Annotated in this window: 17 protein-coding genes; 8 read left to right on the forward strand and 9 right to left on the reverse strand. The window is 69.1% G+C overall.

What is annotated here, in order from left to right; all coding sequences use genetic code 11:
• Positions 1 to 143: 143 nt before the first annotated feature.
• Positions 144 to 1,976, reverse strand: a complete 1,833-nt coding sequence (gene mutL / locus VF522_RS23885) for a DNA mismatch repair endonuclease MutL (RefSeq protein WP_330910840.1) — start codon at positions 1,974 to 1,976, stop codon at positions 144 to 146.
• A gap of 33 nt (positions 1,977 to 2,009) precedes the next feature.
• Here mutL and VF522_RS23890 point away from each other — a divergent pair, with 33 nt between their 5' ends.
• The 4 genes from VF522_RS23890 (at position 2,010) to VF522_RS23905 (ending at position 4,809) form a co-directional block, all read left to right on the forward strand.
• The gene (locus tag VF522_RS23890; RefSeq protein WP_330910841.1) at positions 2,010 to 2,666 is read left to right on the forward strand and encodes a VTT domain-containing protein; all 657 of its coding nucleotides are present in this window, start codon (positions 2,010 to 2,012) and stop codon (positions 2,664 to 2,666) included.
• 65 nt (positions 2,667 to 2,731) lie between these two features.
• Positions 2,732 to 2,947 (forward strand): hypothetical protein, encoded by a 216-nt coding sequence (locus tag VF522_RS23895; protein ID WP_330910842.1) that lies wholly within the window; start codon positions 2,732 to 2,734, stop codon positions 2,945 to 2,947.
• A 63-nt stretch (positions 2,948 to 3,010) separates the two neighbouring features.
• Positions 3,011 to 4,336 (forward strand): aromatic ring-hydroxylating dioxygenase subunit alpha, encoded by a 1,326-nt coding sequence (locus VF522_RS23900; RefSeq protein ID WP_330910843.1) that lies wholly within the window; start codon positions 3,011 to 3,013, stop codon positions 4,334 to 4,336.
• Positions 4,333 to 4,809, forward strand: a complete 477-nt coding sequence (locus tag VF522_RS23905) for an aromatic-ring-hydroxylating dioxygenase subunit beta (protein ID WP_330910844.1) — start codon at positions 4,333 to 4,335, stop codon at positions 4,807 to 4,809. The genes VF522_RS23900 and VF522_RS23905 overlap by 4 nt, the downstream gene beginning before the upstream one ends.
• 274 nt (positions 4,810 to 5,083) lie before the next feature.
• Here VF522_RS23905 and VF522_RS23910 read toward each other — a convergent pair whose 3' ends face one another.
• The 4 genes from VF522_RS23910 to tsaE all read right to left on the reverse strand — a co-directional run bounded on the left by VF522_RS23910 (position 5,084) and on the right by tsaE (position 7,837).
• A complete protein-coding gene (locus tag VF522_RS23910; protein WP_330910845.1) occupies positions 5,084 to 5,308 on the reverse strand; it encodes a glycine zipper 2TM domain-containing protein in 225 nt (74 codons plus the stop codon).
• A 236-nt stretch (positions 5,309 to 5,544) separates the two neighbouring features.
• Entirely contained in the window at positions 5,545 to 5,751 is a 207-nt protein-coding gene (locus VF522_RS23915; RefSeq protein ID WP_330910846.1) for a glycine zipper 2TM domain-containing protein, read from the reverse strand.
• A gap of 278 nt (positions 5,752 to 6,029) precedes the next feature.
• Positions 6,030 to 7,349, reverse strand: a complete 1,320-nt coding sequence (locus VF522_RS23920; RefSeq protein WP_330910847.1) for an N-acetylmuramoyl-L-alanine amidase — start codon at positions 7,347 to 7,349, stop codon at positions 6,030 to 6,032.
• Entirely contained in the window at positions 7,346 to 7,837 is a 492-nt protein-coding gene (gene tsaE, locus VF522_RS23925; protein ID WP_330910855.1) for a tRNA (adenosine(37)-N6)-threonylcarbamoyltransferase complex ATPase subunit type 1 TsaE, read from the reverse strand. Before tsaE ends, VF522_RS23920 begins: the two co-directional genes overlap by 4 nt.
• Positions 7,838 to 7,864: 27 nt before the next feature.
• On the opposite strand from tsaE, the gene queG reads away from it, so the two are divergent.
• Complete coding sequence (queG, locus tag VF522_RS23930) at positions 7,865 to 8,920, forward strand: tRNA epoxyqueuosine(34) reductase QueG (RefSeq protein WP_330910856.1); 1,056 nt, start codon at positions 7,865 to 7,867, stop codon at positions 8,918 to 8,920.
• Here queG and VF522_RS23935 read toward each other — a convergent pair.
• Together VF522_RS23935 and VF522_RS23940 are read right to left on the reverse strand one after the other, a co-directional pair.
• Complete coding sequence (locus VF522_RS23935) at positions 8,904 to 9,110, reverse strand: DUF4124 domain-containing protein (RefSeq protein ID WP_330910848.1); 207 nt, start codon at positions 9,108 to 9,110, stop codon at positions 8,904 to 8,906. The two genes, queG and VF522_RS23935, sit on opposite strands and share 17 nt — an antisense overlap.
• A gap of 40 nt (positions 9,111 to 9,150) precedes the next feature.
• Entirely contained in the window at positions 9,151 to 10,065 is a 915-nt protein-coding gene (locus VF522_RS23940; protein ID WP_330910849.1) for an AEC family transporter, read from the reverse strand.
• A 133-nt stretch (positions 10,066 to 10,198) separates the two neighbouring features.
• On the opposite strand from VF522_RS23940, the gene VF522_RS23945 reads away from it, so the two are divergent.
• Together VF522_RS23945 and xerD are read left to right on the forward strand one after the other, a co-directional pair.
• A complete protein-coding gene (locus tag VF522_RS23945) occupies positions 10,199 to 11,170 on the forward strand; it encodes a tripartite tricarboxylate transporter substrate binding protein BugE (protein WP_330910850.1) in 972 nt (323 codons plus the stop codon).
• Between the two features lie 97 nt (positions 11,171 to 11,267).
• Entirely contained in the window at positions 11,268 to 12,149 is an 882-nt protein-coding gene (gene xerD / locus VF522_RS23950) for a site-specific tyrosine recombinase XerD (RefSeq protein ID WP_330910851.1), read from the forward strand.
• On the opposite strand, the gene VF522_RS23955 is transcribed toward xerD, so the two are convergent.
• Positions 12,150 to 12,404: a hypothetical protein gene (locus VF522_RS23955; RefSeq protein WP_330910852.1), complete on the reverse strand. Its 255-nt coding sequence runs from the start codon at positions 12,402 to 12,404 to the stop codon at positions 12,150 to 12,152. It abuts the gene before it with no gap.
• 234 nt (positions 12,405 to 12,638) lie between these two features.
• Between VF522_RS23955 and VF522_RS23960 the strand changes: the two genes are divergently transcribed.
• Positions 12,639 to 13,415: a serine protease gene (locus tag VF522_RS23960; protein WP_330910853.1), complete on the forward strand. Its 777-nt coding sequence runs from the start codon at positions 12,639 to 12,641 to the stop codon at positions 13,413 to 13,415.
• Positions 13,416 to 13,424: 9 nt separating this feature from the next.
• Here VF522_RS23960 and VF522_RS23965 read toward each other — a convergent pair whose 3' ends face one another.
• Entirely contained in the window at positions 13,425 to 14,219 is a 795-nt protein-coding gene (locus VF522_RS23965) for a ferritin-like domain-containing protein (RefSeq protein ID WP_330910854.1), read from the reverse strand.
• Positions 14,220 to 14,494 lie beyond the last annotated feature (275 nt).

Genomic DNA, 14,494 nt, shown 5'->3' on the forward strand with positions numbered 1-14,494 from the left:
AGGAACACCTCGCGCCGAGTCTTCTTCCGCTTGCCGGCGTACTCGGCGTCCGCAAAACTTATCTGGCTCATTCGCGCAGGCTCCTTTGCATCAATCAACGCGCCGCGGCATGATCGGTGGACTTATTCAGACCTTCCCTAGGACTACCGTCCGCGCAGGAACAGGGCGTCCAGTTCGCGCAGCGTGAGCTGGCGCCAGGTCGGGCGTCCGTGGTTGCACTGGTCGGAGCGCTCGGTCTCCTCCATCTGCCGCAGGAGGGCGTTCATCTCCTCCAGCGTCAGCTTGCGGTTGGCGCGCACCGCGCCGTGGCAGGCCATGGTGGCCAGCAGTTCGTTGCGGGCGCGCTCGACGACGCTGCTGCCTTCGTGCTGGGCGAGCTCGGCGAGCACGCTGCGCGCCAGTTCGACCGGGTCGCCCTGCGCCAGCGTGGTGGGCACGGCGCGCACCGCGAGCGTCTTCGGCGTGAAGGGCGTGACCTGCAGGCCCAGCATCTCCAGCGTAGCCTGCGAGGCTTCGGCCGTGGCCACTTCGGCCGGCGTCGCCGGGAAGGTGGCGGGAATCAGCAGCGGCTGGCTGCGGATCGCCTGCGCGTCCATCTGCGTCTTCAGGCGCTCGTAGACGATGCGCTCGTGGGCCGCGTGCATGTCGACGACGACCAGGCCCTGCGCGTTCTCGGCGAGGATGTAGATGCCCTGGAGCTGGGCGATGGCGCGGCCGAGGGGCCAGTCGCCTTGGGGGAGGGGTTGAGGCGCGGGTGCTGGGGTTGCACCCCAGCCTACGGGAGCGTCGGGGTTCCTGGCGTCACCCCGACCTACGGGATCCCAGAGCGCGCCGAGGTCCGATACCCGCTGTCCCGCGAACGGGATCGACGGCTGGCGCCAGGCCGGCATCTGCATCGGCGCTTCCTGCACCCGTAGGGTGGGCAAGCTCGCTTGCCCACCATCGCTTGCATTGACGCCCGCCTGCGCCGCCCGCGGCGCCGACAAGGCCGACTCCACCGCCCGCCGCACCGCCTGGTGCACCTCGCGGCCGTCGCGGAAGCGCACTTCGATCTTGGTCGGGTGCACGTTGACGTCGACCCGCGTCGGATCGATCTCGACGTACAGCGCATATACCGGCTGCCGCTGGCCGTGCAACAGGTCCTCGTAGGCGCTGCGCGAGGCATGCGTGATCACCTTGTCGCGCACGTAGCGGCCGTTCACGTAGGCGAACTGCCAGTCGGCGCGCGAACGCGCCGCGTCGGGGATGCCGGCGCGACCCGTCACGCGCAGCGGGCCCGCCACGTGGTCCACCGCCACGCTCTCGGCCAGGAAGTCCTCGCCCAGCACGTCGGCCAGGCGCTGATCGCGGCTGCCGGGACGCCATTGCTCCACCAGCCTGCCTTCGTGCCACACGGTGAAGCCGATCTCCGGGCGCGCCAGCGCATGGCGGCGCACGGCCTCGATGCAATGCGCGAGTTCGGTGGCGTCGGTCTTGAGGAACTTGCGGCGCGCCGGGGTGCTGAAAAACAGCTCCTTCACTTCCACCGTGGTGCCGGTGCTGCGTGCGGCCGGACGCAGCTCGCCGCTGCTCGCTTCCAGCAGCCAGGCGCTGGACTGGCCGGCCGGGCGCGAGAGCAGCTGCAGTTCCGACACCGAGGCGATCGCCGCCAGCGCTTCGCCGCGAAAGCCCAGGGTGGCGACCGATTCGAGGTCGGCCAGCGAGCCGATCTTGCTGGTGGCGTGGCGCTTGAGCGCCAGCGGCAGTTCCTCGCGGGCGATGCCGCAGCCGTCGTCCTCGATCGAGATCAGGCGCACGCCGCCGGCCAGCAGCCGCACCGTGACCTGCGTCGCGCCGGAGTCCAGCGCGTTGTCGACCAGTTCGCGCACCACCGAGGCCGGGCGCTCCACCACTTCGCCCGCGGCGATCTGGCTCACCAGTTCGTCCGGCAGCTCCCGGATCGGGCGGCGCGGGGGCGGGGACAGCACGGCACTCATCCGCCGCATTCTAGGCCGGGGATAATCGGCCCCATGGAACACGTGATGCTGCTCGTGGACTTCATCCTCCACGTCGACCGCTACCTTCAGGCTTTCGTGACGAATTACGGCGCCTGGGTGTACGCGCTGTTGTTCCTCATCATCTTCGTCGAGACCGGGGTGGTGGTGATGCCCTTCCTGCCGGGCGACTCGCTGCTGTTCGTGGTCGGCGCGCTGTGCGGGCTGGGCCTGATGGACTTCACCGCCTCCGTCGGCCTGCTGTGGGCCGCGGCGGTGCTGGGCAACCAGAGCAACTACACGATCGGGAAGATCATCGGGCCACGGGTGTTCCAGTGGGAGAACTCGCGCTTCTTCAACAAGAACGCCTTCAACCAGGCGCACGCCTTCTACGAGAAGTACGGCGGCATCACCATCGTGGTCGCGCGCTTCATGCCCTTCCTGCGCACCTTCGCCCCCTTCGTGGCCGGCGTGGCGCAGATGACGCGCAGCAAGTTCAGCTTCTACGACGTCACCGGCGGCGGCCTGTGGGTCGGCGGCATCGTCACGGCGGGCTACTTCTTCGGCAGCATCCCCTTCGTGAAGGAGCACCTCGACAAGATCATCTGGGCGACCATCCTGGTCCCCGGATTGATCGTGCTCGCGGGCGCGTGGCAGGCGAAGCGAAAGTCCGCGGCGGTGGCGCGCGGCTGAGGGCCGCTCCTACAAGTCTCGCGCCGCGGCGGGCCTAGATTGGGGGGACACGCAAGGAGAACCGCATGCCCACCCAGCCCGACATGAGCAGCCCGTCCCCCGAGTCCGAAATCCAGCAGGGCGAGACCAGCAGCCCGTCCGACGACGGCGAGCGCGGCCAGGCGAGCGAACAGCAGCAGCAGAAGTCCGGCAAGCCGTCGCCGGGCCAGAAGGACAAGGACGCGCCGGCCAGCGACAGCTACGGCGACACGCGCGACTCGGGCGACCCCGCCAGCCGCTGAGGCTTCCCGAGGGGCGGGCCGCCGCGGACGGCTGGCTATCATCGGGCGCAGGAGACGCCCCGCATGAACGCCCCTGAACCTTTCTCCCGCTGGGCCGGCACCGGTTCCAGCCGGGTGCCCTTCTGGGCCTACACCGACGCGCAGCTCTATCGCCAGGAGCTCGACAAGATCTTCTACGGCCCGCACTGGTCTTACGTGGGGCTCGAGATCGAGGTCCCCAACGTCGGCGACTTCAAGCTGTCGTCGATCGGCGAGCGCCAGGTGATCCTGGTGCGCGATCGCGTGGCGCCGAAGGACCGGGCCAGCGACCACGGCATCCGCGTCGTGGAAAACCGCTGCGCGCATCGCGGCGTGCGCTTCTGCCAGCAGCCGCACGGCAACGCCCGCAGCTTCGTGTGCCCCTACCACCAGTGGACGTACAAGCTCAACGGCGACCTCGCGGGCCTGCCGTTCAAGGACGGCGTGCAGGCGGTCGATGCGAACGGCCAGCCTTGCGTGAACGGCGGCATGCCGGCCGGTTTCGACCTGAAGGACCACGGCCTGACCAAGCTGCGGGTGGCGGTGCTGCATGGCCTGGTGTTCGCGACCTTCGGCGAGGAAGCGCCGTCGCTCGGGGACTACCTCGGCCCGCGCATCCTGCCCTGGCTGGATCGCATCTTCGCCGGCCGCAAGCTCACCCTGCTGGGCTACAACCGCCAGCGCATCCCGGGCAACTGGAAACTGATGATGGAGAACATCAAGGACCCGTACCACCCGGGCCTGCTCCACACCTGGTTCGTCACCTTCGGGCTGTGGCGCGCCGACCAGAAGAGCCGCATGGTGATGGACGAGGAGGGCCGCCACGCGGTGATGATCTCGCGGCGCAACGACGGCGGCGAGAACAAGGCGGTGACGCAGGGCGTGACCAGCTTCAAGGCCGACATGGCGCTGAACGACACGCGGCTGCTGGACGTGGTGCCCGAGCCCTGGTGGAAGGTGGCCGATCCTTCCGCTCCCGGCACCGAGATCATGCCGAGCGTCACCATGCTCACGCTGTTCCCCAGCCTGATCGTCCAGCAGCAGGTGAATTCGCTGTCGACGCGCCACATCCAGCCGCGCGGCGAAGGCAGCTTCGATTTCGTCTGGACGCATTTCGGCTTCGCCGACGACAGCGAGGAGATGACGCGGCGCAGACTGCGGCAGTCCAACCTGTTCGGTCCGGCGGGCTTCGTGAGTGCCGACGACGGCGAGGTGATCGAGTTCAGCCAGGACGGCTTCCGGCAGTGGGGCGAGGACGGGTCCACGCTGTGCGAGCTGGGCGGCATCGGCACCGGCGGCACCGAGCACATGGTCACCGAGACGCTGATCCGCAGCATGTACGCCTACTGGCGCAAGGTGATGGGCGTATGAGCGAGGGTTTGTTGCTGCAGTTGGAGATCGACCAGTTCAATGCGCGTTATGCGGCGGCGCTGGACGAACGCCGCTTCGACGACTGGCCGGAGTTCTTCCTGGCCGAGGGCCAGTACAAGGTGCAGGCGCGCGAGAACTTCGAGCGCCAGCTGCCGCTAGCGCTGATCGCGCTGGAGAGCCAGGGGATGATGAAGGATCGCGTCTACGGCATCACGCAGACGATCTACCACGGCCCCTACTACACGCGGCACGTGGTGAGCCCCGCGCTGGTGCTGGGAGAGGAGGACGGGCGCATCCGCGCCCAGGCGCACTATGCGGTGTTCCGCACGCGGCCCGGCGATGCGAGCGAGGTCTACAACGTGGGCCGCTACATCGACGCCTTCGAACGCACGCCGGCCGGCCTCAGGCTGGCCAGCCGGCTGTGCGTGTACGACAGCGAGATGATTCTGAACTCGCTGATCTACCCGATCTAGATGTAACTTCCTAAAAATCGCCAAGGCGATTTTTAGGAGTTGTCTGATCAGTGTGGAGAGGACCGGCGAAGCCGGATCCTCTCCACAAGGGAGACCGCGCTGCATGTTATTCCGCGCGGTCTTCGAAACGACGCACTCCGCGCAGCGGCACGTGGACCGAGCGGAGCATCGCGCAGTCCGGTCCCGCCTGTGAAGGAGATCCGGCTTTGCCGGGCTCCTTCACACTGATCAGGCCACTTCAAAAATCCGCTTGCGGATTTTTGAAGTGAATGCCTTAGCGATTGAGAGCGCGTCCGGGCTTCGTGAGCTCGCGGCCGGCCAGCGCGCCGGCGCCGGCACCCAGGATGGTGGCGCCCGTGCCGCCGACGGCGTTGCCGACCAGGCCGCCCACCACCGCGCCGCCCACCGTGCCGACAGTCTGCCGGTCCATCGTGGCGCAGCCACCCAGGCCCATCAGGGCAGCGGCCGTCACGACCGCAGCGATGAACTTCGTCTTCATAGGATCACCTTTCCGCGTTTGTCTGCATCCGGCCACGCGACGCGCAGCCACCATGTGACTTCCACTTTAAAAAGCCAAGCCCTGCCGGACTGTAGGAGTGGCCGCAAGCCTGCTGTCGTCTGCGCGCAAGGACGCTTGCAGGCGTGCGGCCCTGTGCTGAGGCACGCCGGGCGCCCATCGAAAAAGGGCCAGGACATGCGTCCTGGCCCTTCCATTGGCCCGGCCCGAAAGCGGACTCAGCGCTTCGCAGCCTGGTTGCCGAGATAGGCACCGGCGCCGGCGCCCAGGATCGTGGCACCCGTGCCGCCGATCGCGGAGCCGACCAGGCCGCCCACCACGGCGCCGCCCACGGTGCCGACCGTCGTGCGGTCCATCGTGGCGCAGCCACCCAGGCCCATCAGGGAAACGGCCGTGACGACCGCGGCAATGAATTTCGTCTTCATGGGATCACCTTCCAAAACTATTCTTCGAATACCGCTGGAGGCGCGGCAACCTGTGCCGACCAATGTAGGGAACAGGCATTTCCGGACCTGTAGGAACCCCTTGACGAGGGCTGTCGTCGGGCTGCAGGGCGTGGTGCAAGCCGGGGGCGGGCATCGCCGCACGTCGGTTCAAGGGGAACGAAAGGTCGTAGGGGGCAAGCTCTGCTTGCCCACCGGGTCGCGGTGGATGGTGGGCAAGCGAGCTTGCCCACCCTACGAGGCCACGACGAACCGGGTGGCTACAGAGTCCGGCTGCGCGCCAGCGGCGGATTCTTCGCGAAATAGCGCTCGATGCCGCGGATCAGGGCATCGGCGAACTGCTCCCGGTATTCGCCGCTGCGCAGCTTCGCTTCTTCCTCGGGGTTGCTGATGAAGGCCGTCTCCACCAGCACGCTGGGGATGTCCGGCGCCTTCAGCACCGCGAAGCCGGCCTGTTCGACCTGCGCCTTGTGCAGCTTGCCGACGTTGCCGATCTCGCCGAGCAGCGCGCCTCCGAGCTTGAGGCTGTCGTTGATCTGCGCGGTGGTGCTCATGTCCAGCAGCGCGCGCGTGACGTGCGCGTCCTGGCCCTTGATGTTCACGCCGCCGATCAGGTCCGCCTTGTTTTCCTTGTCGGCCATCCAGCGCGCCGCGCTGCTGGAAGCGCCGCCCTGGCTCAGGGCGAACACGCTGGCGCCGCGCGCGTTGGGGTTGATCCAGGCGTCGGCATGGATGCTCACGAACAGGTCGGCCTGCACGCGGCGCGCCTTCTCCACGCGCACGTGCAGGGGCACGAAGAAGTCGGCGTCGCGCGTGAGGAAGGCACGCATCGGGTTGCCCTTGATCGACAGGGCGTTGATGCGGTCGCGCAGCAGGTGCGCGATCTGCAGCACGACGTCTTTCTCGCGCGTGCCGTTCGGCCCCACCGCGCCGGGGTCCTCGCCGCCATGGCCCGGATCGAGCGCCACGATGATCAGGCGGTCGGTCTTGGCGGTGGCGAGCGCGGGGCGCGACACTTCCGAGGCCGGCGTGGGCGCGGCCGGCCGGCGGCTGGCCTGCTGCGCGATGAGGTCGCCGAGCGGGTCGGCCGCCAGGGCCGGCGCCTGCGACGGCGCCGCCGCCCTTTCCTTCATGCGCTCGGCGATCAGGACTTCCAGCGGATCCACCGGCCGGGTGGGATAGAAGTCCAGCACCATCCGGTGCCGGTACGCGGCGACCGGCGCGAGGTGGAACAGCTGCGGCATCGCGTCCTGCTTCAGTTCCACCTGCAGGCGCACGCTGCCGGCCGAAGCGGGCACCACGCGGATCGCCGAGATGAACGGGTCGTCCGGGCGGACCTTGCCCACCAGTTCGCGCAGCGCCGGATCGAGCGCGATGCCCTCGATCTCCAGCCACACGCGCTGCGGCCCGCGGATGGCGCGGCTGGTGAGCTGGCCGTCGGATTCGATGGTGATGCGGGTGTACTCGGGCGCGGGCCAGAGGCGCACGGCCAGCACCGACGCGCCGCGCGCGATCTGGTGCGCGCCGAGCATCAGCACCAGGCTGCCACGGCGAAGAAGATTGCGACGCGTAAAGCTCATGACAGCAGCTCCCGTCCCTTGTCCGTGTTGGCGCGCAGCGTGACGTGCCGGCGCTCATCCTGTCCCAGCACGATGTGGATGTCCAGGTCCGCCGGCGGCAGCAGGGCCGCAGCGTTCTGCGGCCACTCCGCGATCTTCAGGCCCGGGCCCGCGAAGATGTCGCGGAAGCCCGCATCCTCCCATTCGCGCGGATCGTCGAAGCGGTAGAAGTCGAAGTGCCAGGCCAGCAGGCCCGGGAGCTCGTAGGGCTCCACCACCGCATAGGTCGGCGACTTGATGCGGCCTTCCGCCCCGAGCGCACGCAGCAGGTGGCGCACCAGGGTCGTCTTGCCGGCGCCGAGGTCGCCATGCAGCGCGAGGAAGGCGCCGGCGATGGCCGGGTGCGCCGCCAGGTGCCGCGCGAACGCCCGCGTGTCGTCCTCCCCCTTCCACAGCAAGGGGAGGGGCGGGCTACCTACAATCTCGGCGTGGTGTTCGACAGCGGTCAGAGCGACGGTCCTTTCCTGGTGGCCCGGATCCGGGAGTGGGCCGGCGAGCTCGGATTTTCCCAAATCGGCGTGGCCGGTGTCGATCTTTCGAGCGCCGAACCCGGCCTGCTGGCCTGGCTTGCTAACGGTTTTCATGGCGAGATGGCCTACATGGAAAGCCATGGGGTGCGCCGCGCGCGGCCCGCGGAGCTCGTGCCGGGCACGACCTCCGTGATTACCGCACGCATGGACTACCTTCCCGCCACGCCCGAGGGCTGGCAGGCGATCGAGTTCGAGCGCCTGCAGCGGCCCGCCGAGGGCATCGTCTCGCTTTACGCGCGGGGCCGGGACTATCACAAGGTGTTGCGCAACCGGCTGCAGAAGCTGGCCGACCGCATCGCCGCCGCCGTGGGCCCCTTCGGCCACCGCGTCTTTACCGATTCGGCGCCGGTACTGGAAGTGGAGCTCGCCGCGCGCAGCGGCCAGGGCTGGCGGGGACGCCACACGCTGGTGCTGAACCGCGAGGGCGGCTCGATGTTCTTCCTGGGCGAGATCTACGTGGACATCGCCCTGCCGGAGACCGAGCCGGTCGGCGACCACTGCGGCAACTGCAGAGCCTGCCTCGATGTCTGCCCCACCGGTGCCATCGTGGCGCCGTACCGGCTGGACGCGCGCCGCTGCATCTCCTATCTCACGATCGAGCACGCCGGCGCCATCCCGGAGGAACTGCGGCCCCTCATGGGCAACCGCATCTACGGCTGCGACGACTGCCAGCTGGTGTGCCCCTGGAACAAGTTCGCCCGCGCGGCGACGCTGCCGGACTTCGCGCCGCGCGAGGGCCTGGTCGGCCAGCCGCTGGCGCGCCTCTTCGCCTGGAGTGAAGAGGAATTCCTGCGCTACACCGAAGGCAGCCCGATCCGGCGCATCGGCCACGAACGGTGGCTGCGCAACATCGCCGTGGCGATGGGCAATGCCCTGGGGCGGCAGGACGATCCGCAGATCCGGGCGGCGCTCACGGCGCGCCTGGCGCATCCCAGCGCCCTCGTGCGCGAGCACGTGCAGTGGGCGCTGGCGCAGGGGCCGGCGGTCAGTGCGCCGGCGTAGCCTTCGGTGCGGATGCCGCGCGCTGGGGCGCCGCGGCGCCCCGGCCCGGCTTGATCACCTGCTGCTGCTCCGTGTCGGCGCAGGGGCGGTCCTGGAAGTGGTTGCCGCAGCGATACATGGCGGCCGCGGCCGATGCCGGTGCGGCGAACAGCGCGGCCAGCAGCCCGATCAGGGCCGGCAGCTTGGTCATGTGAGTCCCCCAACGTCGTAGTGGGGGCCACTGTAATGGCTCAGCCAGCGGAGCGCAGCACGCCCAGCGCGAATGGCAGGCTCGCCAGGCCCAGGAGCGTGGAGAGTGTCACGAGTCCGGCCACGTACGGCCCGTTGTAGCCCATGCGGGCGGCGAGCACGTAGCAGCTCGAGGCGGTCGGCAGGGCCGAGAAGGCGAGCAGGATGGCCGTCTGCGTGGGATCGAGCCGGAAGGTCCAGGCCAGGGCGGCCGCGATCACCGGCAGCAGCAGGTGGCGGATCGCCAGCAGGCCGCCGGTGAGGACTTTCTGCGTCGCGAGGTGCGCCAGTTGCATGCCGGCGCCGGCGGCCATCAATCCCAGGGGGATCGAGGCGCCGCCCACGCGCGCGACCGTCGGTTCCAGCCAGGCCGGCACGCGCAGGCCGGCGAAGTTGGCCGCCAGTCCCAGCGCGGTGGCGATGATCAGCGGGTTGCGCAGCAGCGCGCGGGCGAAGCCGGTCTGCGAATGCCGCGCCATCGGCCACACGGCGCCGACGTTGAACAGCGGCACGCACACCCCGATCAGCATCGCGATCAGCAGCAGCCCCTGCGGACCCGCGAGCCGCTCGGACAGCGCCAGCGCGATGTAGGAGTTGAAGCGGAAGCCGACTTGCGCCGCGCCGGCGTGTTCGCGCGCATCGATGTGCCGCCCGACGCCGGGCAGGTGCGGCAGCAGGTAGGTGAGGAGGATGCCGCTGGTGCCGAGCAGCAGCCCGGCGCCCACCAGGCTGGAGGCGGCGCCCAGGTCGAGCGGGCTGCGCAGGATCGACTGGAACAGCAGCACCGGGAACAGGAAGAAGTACACCAGGCTTTCCACCTGTTGCCACACCGTGCGGTCGAGGGCGGTATAGCGGCAGACCAGGTAGCCGAGGAGGATCAGGGAGAAATCGGGAAGGAGCAGCTGGAAGAAATTCACCCGCCGAGCATAGGTCATGCTTGCAGGCGGCTGAGGACCGCGCCGCCGCCCGGGTCAGCCCGGGATCGCGGCTTCACGTTCTGCACTTACCATCCGGCCTGACGCAAATCCCACCGATCACAAGGAGAATCGAATGCAACGTCGTGTCTGGATCGCCCTGGCCGCTTCCGTGCTGGGCGCGGCCGCCGCTCCGGCGCTGGCCCAGGGCTACCCGAACCGCCCGGTGAAGCTGGTCGTGCCTTTCGCGCCCGGCGGCACCACCGACATCATCGCGCGCGTGATTTCCGAGCCCATGGCCAAGGCCCTGGGGCAGGCCGTGGTGGTGGAGAACAAGGCCGGCGGCGGCGGCGTGATCGGCGCGACGCAGACCGCGCGCGCCACGCCGGACGGCTACGAGCTGGGCGTCGCCACCGTGTCGACCACGGCGGCCAACCCGGCGATCAACCCGAAGATCCCGTACAACCCGACTTCGGACTTCACGCCGATCATCAACATCGCGGCGACGCCCAACATCATCGCGGTGCATCCGAGCTTCCCCGCCAAGGACTACAAGGCCTTCGTCGCGGAGCTGAAGAAGAGCCCGGGCAAGTACTCCTACTCCTCCTCCGGCACCGGCGGCATCGGCCACCTGCAGATGGAGCTGTACAAGAGCCTGTCGGGCACCTTCGTCACGCACATCCCGTACCGCGGCGCGGGCCCGGCCCTGAACGACACGGTGGCCGGCCAGGTGCCGATCATCTTCGACAACCTGCCGTCGGCGCTGCCCTTCATCAAGGAAGGCCGCCTGGTCCCGATCGTGGTCTCCGCGCCGCAGCGCCTGAAGGAACTGCCCAACGTGCCGACCTTCAAGGAAGTGGGCCTGGAGCCGGTGAACCGCATGGCGTACTACGGCGTCTACGGTCCCAAGGGCCTGCCCAAGGACGTCGTCGACAAGGTGCACGCCGCCATCAGGAAGTCGCTGGAAGAGCCCGCGGTGCGCAAGCGCATCGAGGACACCGGCTCGATCGTGATCGGCAACACGCCCGCCCAGTTCGCGCAGCAGATCCGCGCGGAGTTCGACGTGTACAAGAAGGTCGTGGACACCGCCAAGCTGAAGCTGGATTGAGCCGCCTGGTCCGTCATTCCCGCGAAGGCGGGAACCCAGGGCTTCCAGGGCTGCGAACGCCCTGGGCCCCCGCCTGCGCGGGGGTGACGGCGGCACGATGAGCGAAGCCATCGACACCTTCATCGACGCCCTCTGGCTCGAGGAAGGCCTGTCGCGCAACACGCTGGCGGCGTACCGGCGCGACCTGGAGCTGTACGAGCGGTGGCTGTCGCAGCGCGGCAGCCGCCTGCCGGCCACCAGCGAGGCCGACCTGCACGGCTACTTCGCCGCGCGCCACAAGGACACCAAGGCCACGTCGTCGAACCGGCGGCTGACCGTCTTCAAGCGCTATTTCCGCTGGGCGCTGCGCGAGCGCCTGGTCGACGCGGACCCCACGCTGCGGCTGCAGTCCGCCAAGCAGCCGCTGCGCGTGCCCAAGGTGCTCACGGAGACGCAGGTCGAATTGCTGCTGGACGCACCCGACGTCGACACGCCGCTGGGACTGCGCGATCGCACGATGCTGGAGCTGATGTACGCGAGCGGCCTGCGCGTGAGCGAACTGGTCACGCTCAAGGTCTTCCAGCTCGGGATCAATGAAGGCGTGCTGCGCGTGATGGGCAAGGGCAGCAAGGAGCGGCTCGTGCCTTTCGGGCAGGTGGCGCTCGACTGGATCCAGCGCTATCTCGCCGGGTCGCGGCCCGCCATCCTGGCCGGCCAGCAGACCGAGGACCTCTTCGTCACCGCGCGCGGCCAGGGCATGACCCGCGCGATGTTCTGGGTGATCGTGAAGAAGCAGGCGGCGGCGGCCGGCATCACCGCGCCGCTGTCGCCGCACACGCTGCGGCATGCCTTCGCGACGCACCTCCTGAACCACGGCGCCGACCTGCGCGCGGTGCAGATGCTGCTCGGTCACGCCGACATCTCGACGACGACCATCTACACGCACGTGGCGCGCGAGCGCCTCAAGGTGCTGCACGCGCAGCACCATCCGCGGGGCTGATCAGGCCGGGATCGCGAGCCGGTCGAAGTGTTCGCGCAGGAAGGCGCGCAGTTCGCGGTAGCGCGCTTCGGCGTGCTGTTCCAGCTGGCGGATCGCCTCCAGCTGCTCCAGCGGCGGCGGGCCGCACTCGCCGGCCAGGTGGCGCTGGTAGCCGTTGCGGATCTCGATGTTCGCCTCGCGGGCGCGCCACAGGGCGAAGTCGGCCTCCTGCTGGAGGGCGAGGTACCGGGCCTTGATTTCGGAAAGGGCGGTCACTTTGCGGGCCGTTGCTCGGACGGGACTGCATCATAGTGCGCGTCGCCGCGTGCTTTCCACCCTCGACGGCTACCCGAGGGACATCCGGCGGCCGGTCGGTTGCGGCGGACCAATGGCGTTCGCACGCCCAAAGAGAGTAGAGTGCGGCCATCCCCTGACCGGCTCCTTCGTGCTTTTGCCGGCAAGAAGCGCATCCGCAGCTCCACAGGTTCTTTGCACCGCACCTGGGGAACCATGGCCGAGACGCTGCTCCTGAGTACCACGCGCATTTCGACGTACCGCGGCCGCCAGTTGCTGACGGCAGCCACCGGCTTCTTCTTCGAACGCGGCCAGGACCTCTACCTGGTGACGAGCCGCCATGTGCTGCACGATCCGGCCAGCGGCCACTTCCCGGACCGGGTCGAATTCGAGATCCACCTGGACGCGAGGGACCTCACCCGCACCGCGGGCGTGGCCGTGCCGCTTTACCTCGAAGGCCGTGCCGTGTGGCGACAGGGCATGGACAGCGTGGGCGACGTGGATGTCGCGGCGTTGTGCATCGACCGCCGCGCCCTGCCGCTGGGCGCCGTGTTCTACGCCTTCGGCGCCGAGCACCTCCTGGACCGCCTGGAGGACGTGGAGGTCGGCGCGCAGCTGCTGGTGGTGGGCTTTCCCCTGAGTTTCTTCGACACCGTGCACCGCCTGGCCGTGGCCCGGCACGCCATCGTCGCCTCGTCGTTCGGCGTGCGTTTCCAGGGCGAGGGCTACTTCCTCACGGACGCCCGGCTGCACCGGGGCTCGAGCGGCGCCCCGGTGGTGATGCGCGACGACACGCTCGGCGGCATGCCGTGGCGCCTGCTCGGCATCCACTCGGCCCGGATGGACATGGGAGGAAGGGACGCGCTGAACGACGACATGCTGGGCCTCAACTCCGCCTGGTATGCCGACATCCTGCTGGCCCTGACCGACCACCAGCCGGCCGCGAACATGGCGGCCATGGGCCCGCGCTTTTCGGGCCGCGCGAGCACCTGAGGCCCGGCCTCAGTCCCCGAGCAGGCGGGCCATTTCCTCGTCGTCGAAGCCCGCGGCGCGGCGTGCCTCGAGGTTGAAGGGGGGGTACAGGCGCGGCGCGGCGTGGCGTTCGGCCAGCACCGGGTAATGCGCCACGGGATCGAGCCCGTCGCGTTCGCACAGCCAGCGGTACCAGCGGTTGCCGATCGCGACGTGGCCGACCTCGTCGCGCAGGATGATGTCCAGGATCTCCACGGCCCGCAGCGCCGCCGGCGTGCCCACCTGGCGCAGCTTCTGCTGGATCTGCGGCGTCGCATCGAGGCCGCGCGCTTCCAGCGTGCGCGGCACCAGGGCCATGCGCGCGACGACGTCGTCCTTGGTCTTCTCGCACATCGCCCACAGGCCGTCGTGCGCGTCGAAGTCGCCGTAGCCGTGGCCGAGCGTGTGCAGGTGTTCCTCCAGCAGCGTGAAGTGCAAGGCTTCCTCCGCGGCGACGCGCAGCCAGTCATGGTGGAATTCGGGCGGCAGCGTCTCGAAGCGCCAGGCGGCGTCGAGCGCGAGGTTGATCGCGTTGAATTCGATGTGCGCGATGGCGTGCAGCAGGGCGGCGAGGCCTTCAGGTTTGGCGGGGGATCGGCGGGGGACGCGGGCGGGGTGGACCAGCGCCGGACGCGCGGGGCGGCCGGGCAGGGCGCAGTCCGGCGTCGGCGCCTTGGGCGAGAGGGTGCACTGCCCGGCCGTTTCGAACAGCGCCCGCGCCAGCACGGCCTTCTCGCGCGGGTCATCCACGCAAAGGGCCCGCAAAGCCCGATCACGAAGCTCCATCCCTACAATTCTAGGGACGTTCACTTTGAAATCCGCAAGCGGATTTCAAAGTGGCCTGGTCAGAGTGGGCAGGCCCGGCAAAGCCGGATCCTGCCCACTGAGAGGCCGGTCTCCACGATGTTGCGACCGGCCGGCGCCGCTGCGCGGGAGGCGGATCGAAGCGGGTGAGCCTTTTCGAGGACTGCGCGCAATATCATGGAGCGCGGTCCCCCTTGTGGAGAGGATCCGGCTTTGCCGGGCCTCTCCACACTGATCAGACAACTTAGAAAAGTCGC

The sequence above is a fragment of the Ramlibacter sp. genome, assembly GCF_036383835.1.
Lineage (GTDB): Bacteria > Pseudomonadota > Gammaproteobacteria > Burkholderiales > Burkholderiaceae_C > Ramlibacter.